22 protein-coding genes and 1 pseudogene are annotated in these 24,008 nt (G+C 65.4%); 13 read left to right on the forward strand and 10 right to left on the reverse strand.

Translation table 11 applies throughout. From position 1 onward, the window contains the following. Positions 1-75: 75 nt before the first annotated feature. From bla to CK218_RS27085, 6 genes and pseudogenes are all read left to right on the forward strand, one after another. On the forward strand, positions 76-969 hold the full coding sequence (gene bla / locus CK218_RS27060) for a class A beta-lactamase (RefSeq protein ID WP_095829524.1): 894 nt from the start codon (positions 76-78) through the stop codon (positions 967-969). Between the two features lie 340 nt (positions 970-1,309). Further along, complete coding sequence (locus CK218_RS27065) at positions 1,310-2,314, forward strand: LacI family DNA-binding transcriptional regulator (protein ID WP_095829477.1); 1,005 nt, start codon at positions 1,310-1,312, stop codon at positions 2,312-2,314. A gap of 279 nt (positions 2,315-2,593) precedes the next feature. Then, entirely contained in the window at positions 2,594-3,385 is a 792-nt protein-coding gene (locus tag CK218_RS27070; RefSeq protein ID WP_095829478.1) for a 3-methyl-2-oxobutanoate hydroxymethyltransferase, read from the forward strand. A gap of 8 nt (positions 3,386-3,393) precedes the next feature. Then, a pseudogene (locus CK218_RS27075) lies at positions 3,394-4,400 on the forward strand (sterol desaturase family protein). 114 nt (positions 4,401-4,514) lie between these two features. After that, positions 4,515-5,477, forward strand: a complete 963-nt coding sequence (locus CK218_RS27080; RefSeq protein ID WP_095829479.1) for a substrate-binding domain-containing protein — start codon at positions 4,515-4,517, stop codon at positions 5,475-5,477. Between the two features lie 67 nt (positions 5,478-5,544). Next, positions 5,545-5,859 (forward strand): MocE family 2Fe-2S type ferredoxin, encoded by a 315-nt coding sequence (locus CK218_RS27085; RefSeq protein WP_095829480.1) that lies wholly within the window; start codon positions 5,545-5,547, stop codon positions 5,857-5,859. A gap of 207 nt (positions 5,860-6,066) precedes the next feature. Here the strand turns inward: CK218_RS27085 and CK218_RS27090 are convergent, their stop codons facing one another. Next, positions 6,067-6,366 (reverse strand): hypothetical protein, encoded by a 300-nt coding sequence (locus CK218_RS27090; protein WP_095783445.1) that lies wholly within the window; start codon positions 6,364-6,366, stop codon positions 6,067-6,069. Between the two features lie 130 nt (positions 6,367-6,496). On the opposite strand from CK218_RS27090, the gene CK218_RS27095 reads away from it, so the two are divergent. The 3 genes from CK218_RS27095 to CK218_RS27105 all read left to right on the forward strand — a co-directional run bounded on the left by CK218_RS27095 (position 6,497) and on the right by CK218_RS27105 (position 9,562). Then, on the forward strand, positions 6,497-7,393 hold the full coding sequence (locus CK218_RS27095; RefSeq protein WP_095829481.1) for a VOC family protein: 897 nt from the start codon (positions 6,497-6,499) through the stop codon (positions 7,391-7,393). A 47-nt stretch (positions 7,394-7,440) separates the two neighbouring features. Further along, positions 7,441-8,043, forward strand: coding sequence for a sulfotransferase family protein (locus CK218_RS27100; RefSeq protein WP_095829482.1), 603 nt, complete (start codon positions 7,441-7,443; stop codon positions 8,041-8,043). Between the two features lie 142 nt (positions 8,044-8,185). Further along, on the forward strand, positions 8,186-9,562 hold the full coding sequence (locus CK218_RS27105) for an amidase family protein (RefSeq protein ID WP_245435206.1): 1,377 nt from the start codon (positions 8,186-8,188) through the stop codon (positions 9,560-9,562). A 51-nt stretch (positions 9,563-9,613) separates the two neighbouring features. Here CK218_RS27105 and CK218_RS27110 read toward each other — a convergent pair whose 3' ends face one another. From CK218_RS27110 to CK218_RS27120, 3 genes are all read right to left on the reverse strand, one after another. Beyond that, positions 9,614-10,345 (reverse strand): DUF2270 domain-containing protein, encoded by a 732-nt coding sequence (locus CK218_RS27110; protein WP_095783449.1) that lies wholly within the window; start codon positions 10,343-10,345, stop codon positions 9,614-9,616. Between the two features lie 111 nt (positions 10,346-10,456). Continuing rightward, the gene (locus CK218_RS27115; RefSeq protein WP_095829483.1) at positions 10,457-12,022 is read right to left on the reverse strand and encodes an ABC transporter substrate-binding protein; all 1,566 of its coding nucleotides are present in this window, start codon (positions 12,020-12,022) and stop codon (positions 10,457-10,459) included. Between the two features lie 17 nt (positions 12,023-12,039). Beyond that, on the reverse strand, positions 12,040-13,563 hold the full coding sequence (locus CK218_RS27120) for a sulfatase-like hydrolase/transferase (RefSeq protein WP_067001172.1): 1,524 nt from the start codon (positions 13,561-13,563) through the stop codon (positions 12,040-12,042). 109 nt (positions 13,564-13,672) lie between these two features. Here CK218_RS27120 and CK218_RS27125 point away from each other — a divergent pair, with 109 nt between their 5' ends. Next, positions 13,673-14,566: a LysR substrate-binding domain-containing protein gene (locus CK218_RS27125; protein ID WP_179294608.1), complete on the forward strand. Its 894-nt coding sequence runs from the start codon at positions 13,673-13,675 to the stop codon at positions 14,564-14,566. 33 nt (positions 14,567-14,599) lie between these two features. Here the strand turns inward: CK218_RS27125 and CK218_RS27130 are convergent, their stop codons facing one another. Next, positions 14,600-14,788 (reverse strand): hypothetical protein, encoded by a 189-nt coding sequence (locus CK218_RS27130; protein WP_067322650.1) that lies wholly within the window; start codon positions 14,786-14,788, stop codon positions 14,600-14,602. Positions 14,789-15,182: 394 nt separating this feature from the next. On the opposite strand from CK218_RS27130, the gene CK218_RS27140 reads away from it, so the two are divergent. Next, positions 15,183-17,492, forward strand: a complete 2,310-nt coding sequence (locus tag CK218_RS27140; RefSeq protein WP_245435207.1) for a cation:proton antiporter — start codon at positions 15,183-15,185, stop codon at positions 17,490-17,492. Positions 17,493-17,535: 43 nt separating this feature from the next. On the opposite strand, the gene CK218_RS27145 is transcribed toward CK218_RS27140, so the two are convergent. Continuing rightward, positions 17,536-18,171, reverse strand: coding sequence for an ankyrin repeat domain-containing protein (locus tag CK218_RS27145; protein ID WP_095829487.1), 636 nt, complete (start codon positions 18,169-18,171; stop codon positions 17,536-17,538). A gap of 275 nt (positions 18,172-18,446) precedes the next feature. Then, positions 18,447-19,658 (reverse strand): MFS transporter, encoded by a 1,212-nt coding sequence (locus CK218_RS27150; protein ID WP_095829488.1) that lies wholly within the window; start codon positions 19,656-19,658, stop codon positions 18,447-18,449. A 327-nt stretch (positions 19,659-19,985) separates the two neighbouring features. Between CK218_RS27150 and CK218_RS27155 the strand changes: the two genes are divergently transcribed. Beyond that, positions 19,986-20,405 carry a VOC family protein gene (locus CK218_RS27155; RefSeq protein ID WP_095829489.1) on the forward strand — a complete coding sequence of 140 codons (420 nt, stop codon included), beginning with the start codon at positions 19,986-19,988 and terminating at the stop codon, positions 20,403-20,405. Between the two features lie 139 nt (positions 20,406-20,544). Next, entirely contained in the window at positions 20,545-20,670 is a 126-nt protein-coding gene (locus tag CK218_RS31450; protein ID WP_259979814.1) for a hypothetical protein, read from the forward strand. A gap of 54 nt (positions 20,671-20,724) precedes the next feature. On the opposite strand, the gene CK218_RS27160 is transcribed toward CK218_RS31450, so the two are convergent. The 3 genes from CK218_RS27160 to CK218_RS27170 form a co-directional block, all read right to left on the reverse strand. Further along, positions 20,725-21,618, reverse strand: a complete 894-nt coding sequence (locus tag CK218_RS27160; RefSeq protein ID WP_067001185.1) for a carbohydrate ABC transporter permease — start codon at positions 21,616-21,618, stop codon at positions 20,725-20,727. 1 nt (position 21,619) lies between these two features. Beyond that, complete coding sequence (locus CK218_RS27165; protein WP_067001186.1) at positions 21,620-22,558, reverse strand: sugar ABC transporter permease; 939 nt, start codon at positions 22,556-22,558, stop codon at positions 21,620-21,622. Between the two features lie 107 nt (positions 22,559-22,665). Then, the gene (locus tag CK218_RS27170) at positions 22,666-23,991 is read right to left on the reverse strand and encodes an ABC transporter substrate-binding protein (protein ID WP_095801402.1); all 1,326 of its coding nucleotides are present in this window, start codon (positions 23,989-23,991) and stop codon (positions 22,666-22,668) included. Positions 23,992-24,008 lie beyond the last annotated feature (17 nt).

Raw genomic sequence — 24,008 nt, forward strand, 5'->3', positions numbered from 1 at the left:
CGCTCCTTGGCCAATGCACTTTTCACCGGCGCTCCGCCTGCGCCCCAAAAAAACCTGCCCAAAATGGAGAAACAGATGACCTCGATCACCCGGCGTTCAGCGCTTGCCGGCGCATTCGCATCCTTGCCGATCGTCCGTATCCAGGCGGCGACGCGGCCGGGCAAGGCCGATGTGGTGGCCGCGACCAAGGCGGTCGAAGCGCTCGAATCGAGGAATGGCGGGCGCCTTGGCGTCATGATTCTCGATGTCGGGACCAACGCCGCGATCGAATACCGGGCGGACGAACTGTTTCCGATGACCAGCACCTTCAAGTTCCTCGCCGCCGCGGGCGTGCTCAAGGCCGTCGATGACGGCAAGGCCAAGCTCGACGACCGCATCGTCTATGCCGCATCCGATGTCGAACCGGGCTATTCGCCGATCACGAAGGACCACGTCGGCGAGGGCATGACGCTTGAGGATGTCTGCGCCGCGGCGGTCGTCTGGAGCGACAACACCGCCGGCAACCTTTTGCTCAGGGTGCTTGGCGGGCCGCAGGGCCTCACTCGTTTCGCACGCACGCTCGGCGACGACGTCACCCGGCTCGACCGCACCGAGCCGACGCTGAACACGGCCATCCCCGGCGACAAGCGCGATACGACCAGCCCGCGAGCCCTGCTCGGCGACGCCAGGCGCATCCTGCTGGGCGACGCGCTGTCGCCGGCATCGCGCAAACGGCTCGAGGCCTGGCTGATCGAAGACAAGGTTGGCGCGGCGCGAATTCGTGCCGGGCTGCCCGCCACGTGGGGCATCGGCGACAAGACCGGCAGCGGCGACAATGGGACGACCAACATCGTCGCAATCCTTTGGCCGCCCGAGGGCGCGCCCATTCTCGTGGCCGTCTATTACACCGGATCCACCGCGCCGCGGGCGTCGCGCGAGGCAGTCCACCGCGATATGGCCCGCATCATCGTCGAGACGTTCGCGGGATAGTGCGGCCTGGGCGGCGTCGCCGACGGCCGTACGGGACCAAACTCGGCGACGGCAGCGTTTATGTTTTGAGGCGTTGAAACTGCCAATCTCCCCCCTTGCGGGGGAGATGCCCGGCAGGGCAGAGGGGGGTGCTGTCCCGCCAGCCTGTCAATTCTTGGCAGTCCCGCATTCATCCTGTCGGTGAACCGATCCGGCCAACGGTAGCGTTCCTTCGCACCCCCCTCTGGCCTGCCGGCCATCTCCCCCGCAAGGGGGGAGATTAGCGGCTTCGGCGTCTCGCCTTCTCCTGTTGCCGGAGAACGGCTAGGCTTCGTGCCAAAGCACCCCCAGGAGCCCACCCATTCCAAAGCCCACCTTCCTCGAAATCGCCCGCCGCGCCGGGGTCGGCACGGCGACGGTGGAGCGCGTTTTGAACGGCAGGGGCGGGGTGCGCCCCGAGACGGTCGAGAAAGTGGTGGCGGCGGCGCGCTCGCTCGATTATCCGCGCCGGCTCCCCGAAGCGCATCGGGGCGTCATCCGCATCGAGGTGATCCTGGTCAGGCCCGACGCCACCTTCTTCGCGCGCCTCTCCCGTGCCTTCGAACGCATCGCCGCGACGCTCGACCGCTCGATCGCCGTCCACCGCACCTTTCTCGACGAGGCCAATCCGGCGGCGATCGCCAAGCGCATCCTCGAACCGGAGATGCGGCGCGCCGCGCTGATCCTCGCCGTGCCCGACCATCCGCTGGTGAGCGCGGCCGTGGCGAAGCTGGAGGCGGAAAACATCCCGACGGTGCAGATCGTCACCCAGATCTCCGGCACCAAGAGCACCTATGTCGGCATCGACAATTACGCCGCCGGCCGCATGGCGGGGCTGCTGATGGCGAAGATGCAGCGGCGGCCGGGCAAGGTGGTCGCGATCTGTCACAGCCAGATCTATCGCGTCCACCGCGACCGCGTGCGGGGCTTCTTCGACTATCTGATCGACGAGGGGCGGGATTTCGAACCCATCGCCACCCTGTTCGGTTTCGACAACGGCGACCGCAATGCCGAGCAGTTGCATGAGGCGTTTGTGCGCTGGTCGGACCTTGCCGGCCTGTACAATGCCGGTGGCGCCAACACGGCGCTGAACGAAGTGCTGCGCCGGCACCCACGCGGTCGCGACGTCTTCTTCGTCGGCCATGAACTGACCGAGCGCAGCACGCGCGGCCTGCGTGACGGCACGATGGACGTCGTGCTCGACCAGGCGCCGGAGGCTCAGGCGCGCCGCGCCATCGACTTGGTGCTGGCGGCGCTCAACCTGCACGACCTTACCGTCGACAATCCGCCGATCCGCTTCATCACCTTCACCGCCGAGAACCTTTGATCTGATTTGATCAAGGTTGCGCGAGCCTTGGCCGGCATCGCGGTGCTAACTCGACCGCGAACGGGAGACGAGCATGTGCGAATTCTCCCCCTCATCCGGCCGCTGCGCGGCCACCTTCTCCCGAGCGGAGAAGAGGGCCGGCACCGACGCAGCCTGGCTCCTCTCTCCCTGGGGAGAGGTCGGATGGCCCCGAATTGCGCTTCGCAGTTCGGCTGCCAATCCGGGTGAGGGGGAGCTTTCACAAGCCTGATCGTCCGCCCGCGAACGGGAGGATCATCGGTGACAAGTCGCTTGACGGCCTACGACCTGCAAAGCGCCAAGGGCAGCAGGAAATGGCTGCAGCTGCATGTCGACACGCCGGCCGAGGCGGCGGCCGCGGTCGCCTGCGACATCGTCATCCTCTCCTGCGAGCCCGACCACAATCTGGAATCGATCCGCCGGGCAGCGCCTCACGCGTTCCTCTCCGTCGGCATGCCGCATGGCGCGGTCGCGTCGCCGGACGAGGCGGTGCGGCTGGGCTTCGCCATGATGAAGCGCGGCGCCGACGCCGTCTATTCATCGCACTCGCCGCGCTTCATCGAAGCGATGGCGGCGGAAGGCATTCCCGTCACCGGCCATGTCGGCCTGGTGCCGAACCGCGCCACCTGGACGAATTTCCGTGCCGTCGGCCGCACGGCGGAAGAGGCCTTCAAGGTGCTGCGCGCGGCCAAGGACCTGGAGAATGCGGGTGCGGCCTGCATCGAGGTCGAGGTGGTGCCGGTCAGGCTCGCCGACCACATCACCCGCTCGACGCCGCTGATCACGATGGGCATGGGCTGCGGCACTGCCTGCGACACGCAGTATCTCTTCTCCTGCGACGTGCTGGGCACCCACACCGGCCACTATCCGCGCCATGCCAAGCGCTATGCCGACTTCGTCACGCTGGAGGCCGAGTTGCAGGAAAAGCGCATCAGTGCTTTCCGCGCCTTCGGCCGCGATGTCGCCGCAGGCAGCTACCCAGAAGCGAAGCACCAGGTGGACATGGACGATGCCGCCTATGACCGCTTCCTCACGCTTTCTCAATCGCTGTGAGACCAGCCATGGACGACCTGCAATACGGCACGCGCAACAAGAGGGGCGATTGGGCCCCGAACGAACCGGCCGGCACCGCGCCGCTCTTTGCGTTTCCGCCGCGACCGCTGGCGCTGCTGAAGTGGCTGCCGCATTATTTCCTGCCCTACAACCTGCTCTTCGCCCTCTCGGCAGTGGTGTGGTGGCGCTACGTGCTGCCGGACGTCGAGACGATGAAGACGCTCGCCATCGGCTGGATCCTGCGCCTTTTCATCGTCAACTGCGCGGCGCTGCTTATTTTCTTCGGCGCTTTCGAGCTTCGACTCTACATTTTGAGAGCCCAAGGCAACCGCTTCAAATACAATGGCAAATGGCCTCGGAGCAGAAGAGCAAGGCCTTCTTCTTCGAGAACCAGAACATCGACAACATGCTGCGCACCTTCGGCACCGGGATGCCGATCTGGACGACGATCGAGGTGGCGATCCTCTACGCCTACGCCAACGGCTACGTGCCGTGGCTGACCTTCGCGGAGAATCCCGTCTACCTGTTCTGCCTGGCGCTGGTGGTGCCGATCATCCACGAGACGCATTTCTTCCTGCTGCACCGGACGATCCATTGGGGGCCGCTCTACAAATGGGTGCATTCGGTGCACCACAATTCGGTCAACCCGTCGCCCTGGTCGTCGCTGTCGATGCATCCGGTGGAGCAGCTCGGCTATCTCGGCGTCGCCTTCTGGCACCTGATCATTCCGTCCAACCCCCTGCTGGCGCTCTACCAGCTCCACTATGCCGGCTTCGGCGCGATCCCGGGCCATGTCGGCTTCGACAAGGTGGAACTGACCGAGGACAGATCGGTCGATAGCCACGCCTATATCCACTACCTGCACCACAAATATTTCGAGGTGAACTACGGCGACGGCCTGATCCCGTTCGACCGCTGGTTCGGCACTTTCCATGACGGCAGCAAGGACGGCGAGGCGCGCATGCAGGCCCGCTACGAGAAGAAGAAGGCGCGCGCCAACGCCGCCGCGAAATGACAGCTGCAGAGAAAGCCACGTGGCCGGCCTGAGCCGCCCGCTTCAACGATCCCGAAAGGGCCGGCGAACAAGACAGGAGTGAGCCGGCACTCCAAATCCAGAGGGAGGAAACCCGTGAAGAAGCTTCTCATCTCGACGGCGCTCGCCGCTTTGATGGCGACCGCGTTCGCGACTGTCTCGACCGGCGCCTTCGCCGCCAAGCTCGGCGTCTCGATCGTCAACTTCGACAACAATTTCCAGACGCTGCTGATGCATGGCATGCAGGCCCGCGCCAAGGAGAAAGGCGCCGAGATCCAGGTCGAGGACGCCCAGAACGACGTTGCCAAACAGCTCGACCAGGTCAAGAATTTCATCGCCAGCGGTGTCGACGCCATCATCGTCACGCTGGTCGACACCAATGCCTCGAAGACCATCAGCGAGGAAGCCGCCAAAGCCGGCATTCCGCTGGTCTTCGTCAACCTGGAGCCATCGGACATGAAGAACCTGCCGGAGAAGCAGGTCTATGTCGGCTCGAACGAGGTCGAGTCCGGCACGCTGGAAGCTTTCGAGGTCTGCAAGATGCTGCGCGCCAAGGGCAAGTCGGCCGGCGCTACGGCCTACATCATCATGGGCAGCCTGGTGCATCAGGCGGCGCTCCAGCGCACCAAGGATGTCGAGCAGATCTTTTCGACCGACATGTGCAATTTCATCAAGGTCACCGACAAGCAGTCGTCGGAATGGTCGCGCGACAATGCGCAGAACCTGATGACAAACTGGCTGACTGCCGGTCCGGCGCCCGACGCCCTCATCGCCAACAACGACGAATCCGCCATCGGCGCCATCCTGGCGCTCAAGGCCAACGGCGTCGACCTGAAGAATGTCGTGGTCGGCGGCATCGATGCCACGCAGGACGGCCTGCAGGCGATGAAGGCCGGCGAGCTCTCGGTCACGGTGTTCCAGAACGCCAAGGGCCAGGGCGGAGGCGGTGTCGATGCGGCGCTCGCGCTCGCCAAGGGCGAGAAGGTCGACCGCGTCGTCTATGTGCCTTTCGAGCTGGTGACGCCCGCCAACGCGGCGGAATACCTGAACAAGAACTAGACCCGGATCATCGGGGTGGCCGGCTTCGCCGCCCCGATGGGTTCACCTCGATGTGAAGGGAAGAAAAATGACCGGCTGGATCAGGGCCTGCGGGCTCGACGACATCGAACAGGAAGGCGCCCGCCGCTTCGACCATGGCGGCAAGACCTATGCCGTCTTTCGCTCGCCCGACGACGAGGTCTTCTGCACCGACGGGCTCTGCACGCATGAGGCGGTGCACATCGCCGACGGCCTGGTCATGGACTACGAGGTCGAATGCCCAAAGCACGCCGGGGCCTTCGACTACCGCACCGGAGCCGCCAAGCGCCTGCCGCCATGCACCAATCTCAGGACCTATCCGGCGAAGGTCGAGGCGGGAGCGGTGATGGTGGCGGTGGAGTAGGGCGCGCTGCTAATCTCCCTCCTTGAGGGGGAGATGTCGCCGAAGGCGACAGAGGGGGTCGTCTAACGTCGAGCGCCAGCGTCCTTCCCTGACGACGATCATGTCGGCGATCTACGTGGGACGACCCCCTCTGTCCTGCCGGACATCTCCCCCTCAAGGGGGGAGATCAGCTGACACGGCCGCCTTCGCCAATCGCCAAAGAGAGACTCAAATCCCCTCGCCATCCACCAGCGGCACGTCGTCGCCTTCCCAGGGGCTCGGCAACGAACCTCGCCCCGCCGTGGGCAGCGGCATCCAGCATCTCAACTCCGGCTCGGCATATTCGACGATGCGTCCGGGCGATGAATCCGACGCCCGCCAGCCTTCCTCGCCAAACTGGTCGGCGCGCGACCAGTAGGCCATGTCGACCTCGGCCGGTCCCTGTTCGGACGAGCGCACCGTCACCAGGATGCGACTGCCGTCCCGCGGCGCGCTCGCCATGTTGCGCCAGTGGTCGGTCTCGTCCATGTGGTCTCCTCCCAAGAAGCTTCGCGGCAATAGTCGCCGCCCGCCGGGGAGGGGTCAACCCGAACTTGGCGCGAGACAGAAATATCGTTCACGGCTAATATGTTCGCCGACCGCAATCGGACGGACGACGATGGACGAAGGGTTGCCTCAAGCCACCCGTCTCGGGCCGGTCCATCTCAGGGTGACCGACATCCCGGCTGCCTTGATCGTCTGGCGCGATACGCTCGGATTGGCGGTCCTCGGCGAGGATGCCGCCACGGCGGAGCTCGGCGCCGGCGGGCGGAAGCTTATCGTGCTCCACGCCGGAGCGCGGATCGCCCTGCCGCAGAAATCGCGCGATCTCTTCCATGTCGCCATCCATGTGACGAGCCGCCGCGACCTCGCGCACACCGCCGCCCGGCTTAAGGCTTCCGGCTTGCGCTACAGCGCCCAGGACCACCTGGTTTCGGAATCGCTCTACGTTTCCGACCCGTCCGGCAACGGCATCGAGATCTGCTTCGACACGCCGGAACGCTGTCTGCGCCGCGAGGTGTCGGCCGATGGCCGCGTGGCGCTGATCGGCACCGACGGCAGCGCGCATTCCGGGCTCGAGCCGCTCGATGTCCCGGGCCTGCTGCGCGACCTCGGCAATTCGGGCCACGTTGAACCCGCAATGGCCCACGACGCCTTTATCGGCCACATCCATATGCGCGCCCGCGCGCCGGAAGAACTGATGGAATTCTATGTCGGCGTGCTCGGCTTCCGCCCGCACATCCAGTCGAGAAGCTTCGGCATGTTCGACTTCGGCACCGGGAGCCGGCCGCATATGGTCGCCTTCAATATCTGGGCGCGTGACGAGCTGCGCGAGCCGCCGCCGGGTGCCGCCGGCCTCGACCATTTCACGGTTGAGCTTGCATCGGTCGAGGAGCTGGCTGCGCTGGAACGCAGGCTCGATGCCGCCAACCTGCCGCCGAAAAAGATCGCCGGTGCCGTGGAAACCGCGGATCCGGAGGGCAATAGGCTGCGGTTCGTGCTTCGGGAAGGTTGATCGCGCCGCAGCGGACCATTGGGGAAGACAAGTGGGAGGAGGGGAGAATGACCATCAGGGTGATAGGAACCGGCTTCGGCCGCACCGGCACGGATTCGATGCGCGAGGCGCTGACCATGCTCGGCTTCGGCCCGTGCCATCACATGACGGAGGTCATGGCGCATGCGGAGCAGAAGCGGCTCTGGCGAGCGCTCGCCAAAGGCGCAGCGCCGGATTGGGATCGGCTCTTTGCCGGTTATAAATCCTGCGTCGACTGGCCCTCGGTGCATTACTGGCGCGAGCTGATCGAAGTCTTTCCGCAAGCGCGCGTCATCCTCACCTGGCGCTCGCCGGAAAGCTGGTGGAAGAGTTTCGCAAAAACCATCCTGCCGGCCGTCATTGACAGCCAGGATCAGGAGTCGTTGGGCGTCGCCCTTGTCACGAAGCAGGTTTTCGGCGGCCGTCCGCAGGACCGCGCGCATGCGATTGCCGTCTATGAGGCCAATATCGAAGCGGTGCTGAAGACGGTGCCGGCCGAGCGCCTGCTGGTTCACAAGCTGGGCGACGGCTGGGCGCCGCTCTGCGCCCATCTCGGCGTTCCGGTGCCGGACGAGCCCTATCCCAACCGCAACACCACGAAGGAGTTCCGGACGGCGCTTTCGTTGACTTGAAGAGAAGGAAGGGGAGTAGGGGAAAAAGGGAAAAAAGGGAAAAGGGAAAAAGGTATTGGCATTCGATATGCGGAGTTCACGAAGTCTGATCTTCCCAACTCCCCTACTCCCATACTTCCGTTCCGCAGGAAGGAACACCGTGATGAGCCATTTGGACAGCACCTTCCTGACCGCCTCGCAACTGGCGGCGGCGATCCGCGAGAAGAAAGTCAGCGCTTTCGAAGCGATGGAGGCGCAGCTTGCCCGCATCGCTGTCGTCAACCCGCTGCTCAACGCCATCGTCACCCTCGACGAGGAGGCGGCCCGCGCCGGAGCGAAGGCCGCGGATATGGCGGTCGCGCGCGGCGAGGCCGTCGGTCCGCTCAGCGGTGTGCCGGTCACGCTGAGGGACGGCCATGCCACCGCCGGCATGCGCACCACCGTCGGTTTGGAAGCCTTTGCCGATCATGTCCCGGCGACGGACGGCACGATTGCCGCGCGGCTGCGCAAGGCCGGCGCTATCATCATCGGCAAGACCAACGTGCCGCCCAGGCTGCGCGACCTGCAGACCGACAACCCGATCTTCGGCCGCACCGTCAATCCGTGGGACGTTACCCGGACACCCGGCGGCTCCAGCGGCGGCGCGGCTGCCGCGGTCGCCGCCGGGCTGGTGCCGCTCGAGATCGGCAGCGATGCCGGCGGCTCGATCCGGATGCCGGCGCATCTGTGCGGCGTCTATGGCTTCAAGCCGACGCAGGCGACGGTGCCGATCACCGGCAGCTACGCCGATCCGCCCGACCTGCCGCGCAGCTTCCGCCTGCTGTTCGACATCGGGCCTTTGGCTCGCGACGTCGACGATCTCATCCTGGCGCACCGCATCATCGCCGGCGCCGACGGTCTCGACACCGAAGTGCCGCCGGTAGCGACGGACGAGGCGCCGGAGCCGTCGCTGGGCAAGCTCAGGGTTGCCTTCGCGCCCGAATTTCCCGGAGTGCCGACCGCGCTCGACATCGCCGACGCGATCGCCGGCTTCGCGGGCGCCATCGAGGTCGGCGGCGCGCGGGTAGGGCAGGCATTGCCGCAGCACGATTTCGCGGCCGAGCGGGCGCTGTTTTCCGATCTCATCACCTGGTATTCGCAGGTCTTCCGGCAGCCGCGCGAAACCTCGCCCTCGCTGGCCGCCTATCTCGAGGCGCTCAACCGGCGCGACGAATTCATCTCTGCCTGGGAGCGCTTCTTCGACGGGTGGGACGTGCTGGTCTGTCCGGCGATGATGTGCACGGCCTTCCGCCACCGCGAAATGGGTGCGCCGATCCCCGTCGACGGCATCGAGACGCCCTACTGGAGCGCGCTCAGCCACGCCTGCCGCTTCAACCTGACCGGGCATCCGGCCGCCGTCATTCCAATCGGTGTCGACCGGGAGGGCCTGCCGATCGGCGCCCAGCTGGTCGGCCGCCGCCATTCGGACATGAAGCTGCTGGCCGTGGCGAAAGCGCTGGCGCGTCTCACCGACGGTTTCGTCAGGCCACCGGGATTGTGAGCGCGTGGAAACGGCGGGCTGCCTGAAAGACCAAGGGCCGCCGCCCCAGGCTCAAACATGCACGTCGCCGAACGACAGTTCGCCGTCGTCGGCGCGCATCAGGAAGGCGGCGGCAAGCATCGCGAGATAGAATACGACGACGCCGCAGACCACCACGACGCCGGGGATGGGACCGAGCGTCGCCACGCGAAAGGTGTCGAGCAGCGAGGCGCCGAAGCCTATCGGCGAGCCTTCACGCTGCAGGCTGGGCGTGGTGATCTTCAACACCCAGGCAAGCATCAGGATCGTGTACATGAAGACGTAGTTGCGGCGCAGCCTCCGGACCAGCGCCGCGCGCTGCGAGATGAGGAAGCGCGGCGAGCGCAGGCCTTCGCCGAGGATGGCGAGCCAGTTGGAGGCGAAATCCGGCTGCGGCGAAAAGATCTGCGCGAAATAATAGCGCTCGAACTGACGCACCCGCGCCCGATAGACGTCGAAGAACCGGTAGCGGCGCGCTTCGATCCATAGAAGCAGCGTGATGAGCAGCATGGCGAAGAGCAGCACGCCGTGATGCGCCGAAGGCGTCGACAGCGATACGGACAGCATCGCCGCCACCACGGTGATCGCCCAATTGCTGGTGCGATCGAGCCGGTCGCGCCAGCCCGCCATGCGCCCGATCTCCGCGCGGTGGAAATGCGACATGGTGGTTGCGAATTCGGACGAAGTGAGCTTCAGCGCGAATGCATCGGAGCCCCTTGGCGGCGCCGCTGCTTCGGCTGGCTTTACGGTCTGGACCTGCGACATCCCCTTGCCACGTGCCTCCCGCCGTGGCCGGCCGTTGAGCCGGCCACACCCCCTATAGCACAATGTGGGGCCGGCAGAAATGTTCCTGCCGACGCTCTCCGACGGAAGCTCTTATGCGCTCAGCCAGACCCGTTCGGCCACGCGATGATCGCTGAGCAGGAAGTTGGGATTGGGAACGAATCCCTTCACCTCCTGGCGCGCCGCGTCGATCCAGCTGGCGAAGGCCGGGATGATGGTCGGGCACTCGTCATGGATCATCTGCTGCAGCTCGAAATAGACCTCGCGGCGTTTTGCCGGATCGGCCAGTGAGCGCGACTCCGTCAGCCTTCTGTCGAAGCTGTCGTTCTTCCAATGCGTCTCGTTCCACGGCGCGCCCGAGGCGTAGACTGAGGAGAACATCATGCTCGCCGACGGCCGCCCGGCCCAGAAGGAAGCCACCCCTGGCTTCTTCAGCCACACGTCGCTCCAGTAGCCGTCATCGGGCTCGCGCTTGACATTGATGGTGATGCCGGCGGGCTTGGCCGATTGCGCGAAAAGCTCGGCCGTGTTGACCGCCTGCTCGAACGCCACGGGGGCGGCGTGCAGCTCGAGGGTAAGATCGCTCTTGCCGGCCTTCTTGAGGTGAAAACGGGCCCTGTCCGGATCGTAGCCGCGCTGCGCGATGTTCGGATTGAAGCTCGGATCGCCGGCAGCGATCGGATGGTCGTTGCCGACCCGTCCGAAGCCGGCCATCAGCAGCTTCACCATCTGCTCGCGGTCGAGCGCGTGCTTGAGCGCCAGCACGACATCGGGGTTGTTGAACGGCTCCTTCGTGGCGTCCATCGGCAGCGAGAAATGCTGCTTGCCTTCGGTGACCAGCAGATAGGCGCGCGGGTCCTTCTTGAGCAGTGGAGCGATCTTGTAGTCGATGCCGTTGACGATGTGCACCGAGCCGCCTTGAAGAGCCGAGACGCGTGCCGCGGCGTCGTTGATCACGACCGTCTCGACCGTATCGACATGGCCGCGATCGCCGCGCCAGTAGGTCTCGTTGCGTGCGGCGGTGGCGTGCACGCCGGGCTGGAAGGCGGTGAGCTTGAACGGACCGGTGCCGATCGCTTTCGACCAGTCGGCGAAGCCTGCCGGCACCATGGCGAAATGCAGATCCGACAGCACATAATCCATGTCGGGATTTGCCGATTTGAGCAGAATCTCGACTTGCGTCGGCGAGATGGCCCGCACTTCCGCGACGTCGGCGACCAGACCCTTGGCCTTCGACTTGGTCTTGTCGCCGATATGCAGGCCAAGCGAGTATTTGACGTCGTCGGCGTCGAACGTCTTGCCGTTGTGAAACTGCACGCCCTGCCTGAGATTCAGGATCCAGCGCTTGTTGCCGTCGCTGGCTTCCCAGCTTGCCGCGAGCTCCGGCGCCGGCTTGCCGTCATCGCCGATCTCCACCAGCGTGTTGTAGACCTGGCGCGACACGTTGATGGAAAAAGTGCCGATCAGCTGCGTCGGGTCCAGCGTGTCGGCGGAGCTGCCGCCGTTGAGGCCAAGGCGCAGAGCGCCGCCCTTGCGCGGCGCCTCGGCAAGGCCGCTATGTGGAAACGCCGCCGTGGCGAAGGCAGCCGCAGCGGCCGTCTTGATGAAGCTGCGGCGGTTCATGCTGTCCAGGCTCGAGAAGACGCTTCTGTCGTTCATGTCATTCTCCCATTGGTTCAGTAGGCGCCAAGGACTTCGTTGCCCATCAGCGGCTGTGGCGGCAGCCGCCGGTCGAGAACCGAGCTCAGTGCGCGCGCCTGCGCGCCGAGTGCTCGCTCGGGGAACAGGTTCCAGTGCTCCCAGGGGTCTTCGCGAAGATCGAACAGCTCCCCCCAGGCCGGCTGGTTGGGATAGCGGGTGAACCGCCACTCCTTGGAGATGATCGACTGGTTGTAGAGGCAGGCGTCACGTCGCGGATGATATTCACCGAACAGGAAGTCGCGGACGTCGGCGACCCGGCCGTCGATCAGCGGCTTGAGATCGGTGCCGTCGGTCGCGGGCGCCGGCAGGCCGAGCAGCGATGCGATGGTCGCGAACAGGTCGAGGTGGCTGGTCAGCGCATCGAGGTTTGTTCCGGCGCGGATGCCTGGACCGCTAAGAACCAGCGGGACCTGCAGCAGTTGTCGGTAGGGCGGCGGCCCCTTGCGCAGCAGCCCGTGGTCGCCGAGCAACTCGCCATGATCGGCGGTAAACAGCAGGAAGCTGTCATCGAGCACGCCAACGTCGTCCAGGGCCGCGAGCAGCCGCCCGACGGCATCGTCGATCATCTGGATCATGCCATGCGTGTGGGCGATTGCGATGGCCAGCGTTTCGTCGGAGATATCGTCGGTGCGCAGGAGGAAGCCCTGCTCGCGCGGCTGCTCGCCGGAGGCGATGTAGGGCACTTTCGTCGGATCGTCGCCTTCGCCGAGATAGGCCGGCATCCGCTCCAACTCGCCCGCCCGGATGGTCGGCGTGGGCATTTGCTCCGGTCGGAACAGGTCGCAATAGGGCCGGGGCGGGGCGAAGGGGTGGTGCGGGTCCGGAAACGAGACGAACAGGCCGAACGGCTCTGCCTGCTTGCCCTGGCGCTCGATGAAGTCGATCGCCCGATCCGCGATCCAACTGGTGTAGTGCAACTCGGGCGGCACCGCGCTTTTCCAGACTTCGTTCAGATCCTGCGCCCGGCTGTCGGGACTGGCGTCGGGCTCGTAGAGGTCCACCACTTCGGGGTGGTTGCGCTTGAGCCAGGCGGCGTAGTGGCCGGCGCGAGTGGCTTCGTTGGCTTCGCCCATGACGAGGTCGACGGCATCGAAGCCGAAATAGGGACCGTGCCAGTCCTCGCAGCCCGGCCTTTCCCAATAGGCAAGCGATTCCGGCATGTCGCGTTCGACGGGCGCGAGCAGTGGCTGAAAGTGCAGCTTTCCGACGCCTTTTGTGGCGTATCCGGCAAGCGACAGCGCCTGCCACAGATTAGGGAGCCGATCGTCGAGCGCCACGCCATTGCGCCACAATCCGTGATGGCGTGGATAGAGCCCTGTTGCCATGGTCGCTCGGCTTGGCGAGCAAATCTGGTTAGGCGTGAAGTGCCGATGGAAGGTTGCGCCGCGCGCGGCGATGCGGTCGATGTTTGCGGTATGGGCGACGCGGTTGCCGGTGACCGAGAGCGCGTCGTAGCGCATCTGGTCGGCACAGATGAAGATGACATTGGCTCGCTTCACGACGGCTCCGTCAGTTTCTGCCAAGCTTGCAGCTAGGGCCCGAAACGCAGCGAAATCAAAGATCAAGATTTTGGTCCGGTATGTGCTAATCCTATACCGGGAGGACGAGATGCGTTTTTCCGGGCTCAGCGTTCGTCAACTGGAGGCCTTCGAGGCAACGATGGTGGCCGGCTCCGTGTCGGGCGCTGCGATCGCGCTCAACGTCTCGCAGCCGAGCGTCAGCCGGCTGCTGCAGGAGCTGGAGATCGATACCGGCCTCAGCCTGTTCGATCGCTCGCACGGTCGGCTCGTTCCGACCGAGCAGGGCCTGCTGTTCTACGGCGAGGTCGGCAAGACGTTTCATGGCGTGCGCAACCTCATGATGGCGGCGCAGGAGATCAGGGAACTGAAGCGCGGCGTCGTGCGGATCGGGACGCTGGCGGCGATGTCCTTCAAGATCGTGCCGGATGCGATCCAGCAGCTTCGGACGCGCTTTCCGGAGGCAAGGACCACCATCGCGGTGCGCAGCTCGACGGAGATCGTCTCCTCCGTCGCCTCGCGCCTGACCGACGTCGGCCTGGTGGACGCGGGCGTTTCTTTCCTGGACGCCAAATGCGTCGCCACTTTCGAACGCAATAGCGTCTGTGTCATGGACCAGAAGCATCCGCTCGCCGAGAGCGAAGGCGTCCGGCTGGAGGATTTTTCCCGCTATCCTTTCGTGTCGCTGGGCGAGCTCTATTTCCGGCGCAGCCGCGACGGCGCGAGGCTACTCGAAGTGACCGCGGCCAACACCGTCGCCGACATCTTCCAGTCGTTCTTGGCCTGCGCGCTGGTCAGGGGGGGCCCTTCGCTGGCTGTGGTCGATCCGTTCACTGCGGGCTTCTATTCCGAGTTCGGACTGGCACTCAGGCCAATCCAGTTCGACATTCCGTTTCGCATCTCGATCATCGTCAATGATCGGTCGGCGACGGGGGCGGCGGCCGGCAAGGTCATCGAGGCGATGACCGATCTGATCGGCCGTTAATCATCATTGCCGGCCGCCGGTCATGGATGCTTCCTATCGCTGAGCGGCTGATATCGGAAACGGCACCACTTCGGCCTCGGGCCGGGCATAGAGGGCGGTCGCGACCGCCTCGATCACAAGGTCGAGCGCCGCAAGCGCCGTGCGGCTGGTCTCGTCGTCGCCGCGCAGATAATGGCAGGCCCTGTCGAGGTGCAGGTGGGCGGCGGCAAAGTCGCTTTTCATTAGCTTCTCCTTATTGCCCCGCCGTGCCGCGACCATGCGTGAGTCGCTTTACCGACAAGCAAAGATGGGCGGCAGCATTTGAATCGAATTGTACGCGACGTCGAAGCTGCTTGAGAGAGGCGGGCGGAGCCGGAACTGCCCGATCCCTCCGCGCCTGTGAGGAAGTTGTCCGGCAGGGTAGAGGAGGCGCTGTCCCACCGGCATCCCAGCCCTTGCAGGCACCTCCATGGCGGTTAAAAGTGACTTGCTTTGGAGATAGGTTGAATCGACGTTGGCCCTCCACGGCGCCCCCTCCGTCCTGCCGGACATCGCCCCCACAACGGGAGAGAGTGGCAGTTCCACCGCCGTGCAACCGATGCATGTGCGAAACCGTTATGGCGAGGATAATCGAGGGGTGCGGCAATTGTCCTTCATGCCCAACCGGCGCCGGCCGGTTTGTCTCGCGCTTGCGGCGGCGGCGCTTGCATCGATGCCGGCCGCCGCCTTCGCCGCCGAAAAAACCGGCATGTCGAGCGAAGGCATCTTCGTTCTCGAAGTCATTTTGCTGCTCGTCGTCGGCCGAGGCATCGGCGAATTGCTGGAGCGCCTCGGCCAGCCGGCGGTGATGGGACAGCTGATCGGCGGCATCCTGCTCGGGCCCTCGCTGCTCGGCTGGCTGTGGCCCGCGGCCGAGCGGCTGGTCTTTGCCGGCGATGCCGCGCAGAAGTCGATGATCAACGCCATCGCCCAGTTCGGCGTGCTGATGCTTCTGCTGCTGACCGGCATGGAGACGGACCTGAGGCTGGTGCGCCGGGTCGGCCGCGCGTGCTTTTCCATCTCCGCCACCGGCGTCGCCGTGCCCTTCGCGCTCGGCTTCGTGGCGGCGCAGTTCATGCCGGCCTCGCTGCTCGCCACCGGCAGCGAGCGCATCGTCTCCGGCCTGTTCCTCGGCACCGCGCTTTCGATCTCCTCGGTCAAGATCGTCGCCATGGTGGTGCGCGAGATGAACTTCATGCGCCGCGACCTCGGCCAGATCATCGTCTCCTCGGCCATCATCGAGGACACGATCGGCTGGGTGATCATCGCCATCACCATCGGCATCGCCACGCATGGCCGCATCGAGCTCGCCAGCCTCGCTTTCACGCTCGCCGGCGTCGCCGCCTTCATGGCCTTTTCCTTCACGCTCGGCCGCCGCATCGTCTTCGACGCCATCCGCTGGACCAACGACACCTTCCGCTCGGAATACGCGGTGGTCACCGTCATCCTCGCCATCATGGGCGGCATGGCGCTGGTCACCGACCTGATCGGCGTGCATACGGTGCTTGGTGCCTTCGTCGCCGGCATATTGGTCGGCGAGTCGCCGATCCTGTCGCGTCACATCGAGGGGCAATTGCGCGGCGTGATCACGGCACTCTTCATGCCGGTGTTCTTCGGCGTCGCCGGTCTCTCGGCCGACCTCACGGTACTCGTCGATCCCGAGCTTGCACTGCTCACCGTGGCGCTGGTGGCGATCGCCAGCCTCGGCAAGTTCGGCGGCGCCTTCATCGGCGCGGAGGTAGCGGGCATGAGCCGCAGCGAGGGCATCGCCGTCGGCTGCGGCATGAATGCGCGGGGCTCGACCGAGGTCATCGTCGCCTCGATCGGTCTGTCGATCGGCGTGATCTCGCACACGCTTTTCACCATGATCGTCACCATGGCCGTGATCACCACCTTGGCCATGCCGCCGACATTGCGCTGGGCGCTGGGGCGGCTGCCGATGGGGGAGGAGGAGAAGAAAAGGCTGGAGCGCGAGGAGGTCGACCAGCGCGGCTTCATCACCAATCTGGAGCGGCTGCTGGTGGTGGTCGACGAGGGCGTCGTCGGCCGCTTCGCCGCCTACCTCGCCGGTGTCATCGGAGCCGGCAAGCCGACGACCGTGCTCCGTACAAGCGGCGAAAGCGAAGCCGACCCCGTCGAGGCGGCGCATCTGGACGAGATCGAGAAAGGCGCTGAGCAGGGCCGCGAGGCGGCGAAGGAAGCCGACGAGGAGCCCGCGCATGAAGCCCCCCTCACGCGTCGAACGCATGACGCTCCGCTCTCCGCCGAGGCGGTCGCCAAGGAGGCGCGCAAGGGCTACGGCATGCTGCTCATCGGCCTCGGCCGGGCGGTGACCGCGAAGGGCGGCTTCTCGCGCCGGCTGAACGAGGTCGCCGGCGCTTTCGAGGGCCCGCTCTGCCTGGTGCTGAAGCCGGCCGGCGCCGGCCGGCAGATGCCGCGCCTTGGGCCGGGATCCGGCAGGATCCTGGTGCCGGTCAACGGCACGGCGAATGCACGCCGCGGCGCGGAACTTGCGTTTGCCGTCGCCTCGGTCACCAGCGCGCCGGTCAAGGTCCTCTATGTCGCGCGTCCGGGTCGCGACGAACCGCGCGACACCGTCTCGCATCGCCGCAGGGAGGCTGTGCTGAAGGACATTGTCGCGCTTGCCGACCGTTATGGCGTCGAGATCGAGACGGCCATCCGCTCGAGGGCCGCCGCCGCCGATGCCATTGCCCGTCAGGCGGGCAGGAACGTGGCGCTGATCGTCATGGGCGTGGCGCGGCGGCCGGGCGAGGAACTCATCTTCGGCGAGACGACGAGCGGCGTGCTGCAACGCTGCCCGTGTCCGGTGATGCTGATCTCCGACGCGCGGCTGCGCCGCGACGACGAGGGCAGGGAGGCGCTGAGGTCAGGTACGGGCACGGGCTGAGGGCAGCTTCGGCCTGACGGTTCCAACAGCTGACGGCCGCGCTTCACTTGCCTTCGAAAAAGCGATGGATCGCGGCGTCCAGCTTGCCGATGAGCTCGGCGTTGCGCGTGCTGCCGGCCCAGATCAGTGCATTGAGCCGCATGTCCTTGTTGAGGAAGTTCACCTTGCGGGATTCCAGCAGATATTGCGCGACTTCGAAGTGGCGTCCCTTGATCGCCTCGATGAGCGCGCTGTTGCGTCCCGTCTTGTCGGCGAGATTGACGTCGGCGCCATGCTCGACCAGCAGCTTGACGATATCGACATGCCCGTTCCTTGCGGCTTCGATGAGCGGCGTCCTGCCGTAATAGTCGGCGCGGGCGTCGATATCGATCTGCGGATGCTTCATCAGCGCCCGGATACAGGCGAGGTGACCCCTGGCCGCCGCCAGGCTCAATGGCGTGCTCTTCCATTTATTCCTGGAGTTCACGTCGACCGCCGGGTGGCCGATCAACGTTTCGAGCACGGCGGTGCGGCCGTTATGCGCCGCGAGGTGCAGGCTTGACCAGCCGTCTTCATCGGTCTGGTTGATATCCGCGCCCGCCGCGAGCTCCGCGCGCGAGGCTTCGGCATCGCCGCTCTCGGCCGCGACCAGCAAGCGGGACCAATTCCTTGTTTCTGCGGCTTCCAGGCCTGTGTCCACTGCAATATCCCCGACCACGGATCGCGCCGGCCCGGCCGGCATTCAGATGCAGCGTCTTCTCGCGCGGAGAGTTTCACACTCGCCGTCATCGGGCAATGGATTTCGCGTCGGCGGTGCGGGCAATCTACCCTCGAGGGGAGATGCCCGGCAGGGCAGGTCCTGCCGCGTGGATCGCCGGCACCCCATGCGACAGAGAGGGGTCGGCGCTTCACGCGCCGCGACCCCCTGTGTTGCCTTCGGCGACATCTCCCCCTCAAGGAGGGAGATTCATCGCGCTATGCCATCTGCAGCCGCTGCCGGCTTGGCTGCGGCGGAAAGGCGATCGCGATGCCGGCGGCGCCCAGGCCGACCAGCGCCGAGCCGATGAACAGCCAGGAATAGCTGGCATAGGCGTCGTAGATCATGCCGCCGGCGAGCGGGCCGAACGACATGCCGAGGCTGGAGAGCATGGTGGCGGCGCCGAACACCGTGCCGATGATGCGCGGCCCGAAATATTCGCGTGCCAGCACCGCATAGAGCGGCATGACGCCGCCGTAGGTGGCGCCGAAGATGACGGCCAGGACGTAGAACTGCTCGAGCCGGCCGACCGCGAGATAGGCGGCGATCACGGCGGCCTGGATGGCAAGGCCGGTGATCAGCACCGGCTTGACCCCCAGCCGGTCGCCGAGCACGCCGTAGAGCAGGCGTCCGCCAAGGCCGGCAAGGCCCTCGACGCTATAGATCGAGACGGCAGCCATCGGCGCAACGCCGCAGGCCATCGCATAGCTGACCATGTGGAAGATCGGCCCCGAATGCGCTGCGCAGCAGGCAAAGAAGGTCATGCCCAGAACCAGGAACTGCGGCGAGCGCAGCGCCTGGCTGACGCTCATGCCGGGGTCGTCGGCGGCACGCGCCGGCATGCCGCTGTCGGCCGCCGCGCCAGCCACCGGCGGCTGGCGTACCAGGAAGACGGCGGGCAGCAGGAGCACCCAGGCCATGACGCCGATGTCGAACATGGCGGTCCGCCAGTCATAGGCCGAGATCAGCCAGCGCGCGAAGGGCGAGATGGTCATCGGCGCCACTCCCATGCCGGCCGAAACCAGCGACACGGCAAGGCTGCGGTTGGTGTCGAACCAGGCGGTGGTGAGCGCGATCATCGGAGCGAAGAACGCGCTGGCCGCCAGCCCGACGATCACGCCGTAGCTGAGCTGGAAGATCAGCAGCGAGTTGGCGCGGCTCGCCACCACCAGCGCCAGCCCGAGCAGCACCGCGCCGGCAAGCACGACGGGGCGGGCACCGACGCGGTCATAGATCGCGCCCCAGGCGAAGCCGCCGACGCCCATCACCAGAAAATTCAGCGTCATGGCGCTGGAAATGCCGGCGCGCGACCAGCCGGTGCCGATCGACATCGGCTCGAGAAAGATCGCCAGCGAGAACATCGCGCCGAGCGCCACACAGGTCATCAGCGCGCCGGCCGCGATGATGACCCAACGATAGGAAGGATTCATGATTTTCTCCCGTGCCCTAAGGCATCCTGTTTGATGCGGCACGGTTTTTCCAGGTCCATCGCGCCGCTTGCGTCCGAAGGACGCCGCGGCAGACACCGATCCTACAATCTGGTTGCATTATTTATCCGGATTTTTGGGGGATGTTGGCCGATCGCCTTATGCTGGCGTTCCTTCACACCCCCTTCTGTCCTGCCGGACAGTCCGGTAGGACAGAGGGGGGTGCCTCGCGCCGACCCTCTTTAACTGTCAGCAGTCTTCCGCACCCACATTGACCGCGCATCAGGCCCTTCTAGATTGAGCCGCAGCAATCGGGAGGAGGCAAACGCCATGCAACTCTACCGCGGCCGGCTCATCGATCACCTTCATCTGGTAGTGCGCGACGTCAAGGCGAGCCGGCGTTTCTACGGCGCGGTGCTCGAGGTGCTGGGCGTCCCGATCGGCGGCGAGGCCGAGGATTATTTCTGGGCGGACGAACTGTTCGTTTCCAGCGCCGATAGCCGCGCGGCCCAGGGCGTGCTCACCGGCCGTCACCATCTCGCCTTCCAGGCCAAGGACCGCGCCATGGTCGACGCCTTCTACCACGCGGGCCTTGCCGCCGGCGGCAAGGACAACGGCGCCCCGGGCGAGCGTCCCTACCACCCCGGCTACTACGCCGCCTTCCTGCTCGACCCCGATGGCAGCAACATCGAGGCGGTGTTTCATGGCGAGGCGAAGCGTAGTGCGCCGGCGGTGGAGCTCAGTTTTTAGCGCGGCGGCGGGCGCCGTTATCTCCCCCACAAGGGGGGAGATAGCGCGACGCACAACCCCTCGGCTACTTGCTCGCCACCTCGTCGGAGCATCGGGGCTGGGCATCGGCAGGCATGACTTCGAAACCGGCGGCGATGAGTTGCAGCTTCGTTTCCTCGAAATGCCGCTTGGCGCCGCTGTCGATCGCGGCCGGTGCTATCCCGTCACCAATCCGGACGCCATCCGCGTCATCCGCGAGGCGGCCATGCTGGTGCCGATCCGCTAAAATCCATCGATCGGCGGGTGCCTCGTGCAATGGCCATGACCGCCAAAGCGGACGCTATTCCTTCACCGCGCCCGTCATCGATGAGACGTAGTGCTCGACGAAGAACGAATAAAGCACCACCACCGGCAGCGAGCCGATCAGCGCGCCTGCCATCAGCGCTCCCCATTCATAGACGTCTGAGCGGACGAGCTCGGTGAGCACGCCGACCGGAACCGTCTTCTTCTCCGACGACTGGATGAAGGTCAGCGCGTAGATGAATTCGTTCCAGGACAGCGTGAAGGCGAAGATGCCGGCAGAGATCAGGCCCGGTACCGACAGCGGCAGCACGATCTTGGTCAGGATCTGCCAGCGGGTGGCGCCGTCGATCAGCGCGCATTCCTCCAGTTCGAAGGGGATCGAACGGAAGTAGCCCATCAACAGCCAGGTGCAGAACGGGATCAGGAAGGTCGGGTAGGTGAGGATCAGCGCGAAGGGCGTGTCGTAGAGACCGAGGTTGAACACCATCACCGACAGCGGGATGAACAGGATCGAGGGCGGCACCAGATAGGCGAGGAAGACGGCAAGGCCGACCTGGCGGGCGCCGGAGAACCGCAGCCGCTCGATCGCGTAGGCGGCGAGCACCGCAGCCGCCAGCGACAGGAAGGTGGCCGCCGTCGATATGATCACCGTGTTGAGCAGCCAGCCGGGGTAGGAGGTCTCCAGGAGCAGATAGCGTATGTGCTCCAGCGTCGGATGCACGACCCAGAACGGATTGTAGTTCACATAATCGGTCATCTCGACATTGGGCTTAACCGCCGTGATCGTCATCCAGTAGAACGGGAACAGGAGGACGATGAGAAACACCAGCAGCGGCAGATAGACCGTGACCACCCGGCGCGGCAGGCTCTGCAGATAACCCATGCCGCCTTCGTCGGTGTCCAGGCGCTCGACTTCTCTGATCGCGGCCATGTCAGTCTCCGCCGCCTTGCTGCCACCTGCGCCGTTGCAGGCCGAAATAGCTGAACAGGATCGCCGCCAGCAGGAAGGGGATCATGGCGACCGCGATGGCCGCGCCTTCGCCGAGCTGGCCGCCGGCAATGCCGCGCTGGAAGGACAAGGTCGCCATCAGGTGGGTGGCGTTCACCGGCCCGCCGCGGGTCAGCACATAGATCAGCTGGAAATCGGTGAAGGTGAAGAGCACCGAGAAAGTCATGGTAATGGCGATGATCGGCGTCAAAAGCGGCAGCGTCACATGGCGAAACAACTGCCAGCGGCTGGCGCCGTCGAGCGTGGCGGCTTCATAGAGCGACTGCGGGATGGTCTGCAGGCCGGCAAGCAGCGTGATGGCGACGAACGGGATGCCGCGCCAGACATTGGCCGCGATGACGGAAGCGCGCGCGTTGGTCGGATCGCCGAGGAAGTTGATGCGGTGGTCGATCAGCCCCATCTGCTGCAGCGCCCAGGACAGGATCGAGAACTGCGAATCGTAGATCCACCAGAAGGCGATGGCCGACAGCACCGTCGGCACCACCCAGGGCAGCAGCACCACCGCGCGGAAGAACGACTTGAAGGGCAGCTTCTCGTTGAGGATGAGAGCCAGCCAGAGGCCGAGCACGAATTTCAGGATCGAAGCGCTGACCGTGTAGAGCACGGTGTTGAAGACCGACAGCCAGAACACGCTGTCGCTCCAGAGATATTCATAGTTCTCGACGCCGATATAGATGCCGGGCCGGCCGATGCGCGTGTCGGTGAAGCCAAGCCAGACGCCGAGTCCCAGCGGATAGGTGAGAAAGACCAGGAGCAGCGCCGCCGCCGGCAGCATGAAGCCGAGACCAAGAGTGTTCCGGCTCTCGGCAAGTCGCGAAAGCATCGACGGACGCCGCTGAACGGCAACGGATGGCACGGCCATGGGCGCGAATTCCTCGCAAGATGCGGTGGAGTGGTGGTGGCCGCGTGGTCCTTCCGTGCCCCGGAAGATCCCGACGCGGCCACCCTTGCTTCAGGTGCCCGGCAGGATCAGACGCGATAATAGCGGTTGGCGCGCTTTTCGGCCTCTTCCATCGCCTCTTGCGGCGTCGCCTGTCCCGTCACCGCCTTGGCGAACATGTCGACCAGCACATAGTCGGCCATGGTCGCGGCCGAGGCATAGCCGAGCGGCCCGGCATAGCCGTTGGGTCGCAGCGTCGCCGAGGCTTTCGCGTAAGCGGCATTGTTCGGGTCGGCCTTCCACACCGGATTGTTGTCGAAAGCCTTCAGCGTCTGGCAGCAATAGCCGGCCGACGACGTGATCCAGTCCGACATCTGCGGGTCCTCGAACATGAACTGCAGATAGGCTTTGGCCGCGTTGGGGTAGGGCGTGTAGTTGAAGATGACGGCCGTGGTCACCTGGAACAGCTCGACCGATTTCCCGACCGGACCGATCGGCAGATTGGTGGTGCGGATGTCCTTGGCTATTTCGGCCAGCTTCGGGTCGTTGTCCTTGTTGACCTTGGCGGTGTTGTAGGCCGAGATGCCGTTGGCGATCACGCTTATTTCGCCGGCCAGGAAGGCGCGGTTGTTGTTGACGTCGAGCCAGCTTTCCGTGCCGGGGATGAAGGTCTTGTAGAGCTCCTGCGCATACTGGATCGCCTTGAGCGTCTCGGGGCTGTTGATCGTCACCTTGCCGGCTTCGTCGACCATCTGGCCGCCATGGCTCCATAGCAGCCAATGCGCATAGTTGTTGCCGTCGCCGACGCCGTGGCCATGGGTGAACCCGGCGGGATGGCCCTTTGCCTTGAGCGCCTTGCACAGCTCGAGGAAACCCGCCGTGTCCTTCGGGAATTCCGAGAAGCCGGCCTCCTTCACCCAGCTTTCGCGATAGACGATGGCGTTGCCGATGGTGGCGAGCGGCAGGCCGAGGAACTTGCCCTCGCGCGTCGCATACTGCTTCGGGCCGTCGTGCCAGCCGCCATACTTCTTGCCGAGATGGTCGCCGAGTTCGGTCACGTCGAGCAGCTTGTCTGGATATTGGTGCGGGTCGTCGAACCAGACGAACATCAGGTCGGGACCGGAGCCGACATTGGCGGCGACGGCCGCCTTGGGCCGGATGTCTTCCCAGCTCTCCTTGTCGACGCGCACCTCCACGCCCGTCGCCTCGGTGAACCGCTTCGTATTCTTCAGCCATTGGTCCTCGTCGCCCTGCACGAAAGGCGACCAGCGCAGCAGCCGGAGCTTGGCGCCTTCCTCCGGCTTGTAGGTGAGGCCCTCCTGGGCGAAGGCGCTCGAGCCGACGAAGCGGCTGCCCAAGGCTCCGGCGGCCGCGCCGGCGGTCGTGCGGATCACGTCGCGTCTGGTGAACTTCATGCTCGTCTCCTCCTGTG

Source organism: Mesorhizobium sp. WSM3879 (genome assembly GCF_002294915.1).
GTDB lineage: Bacteria > Pseudomonadota > Alphaproteobacteria > Rhizobiales > Rhizobiaceae > Mesorhizobium.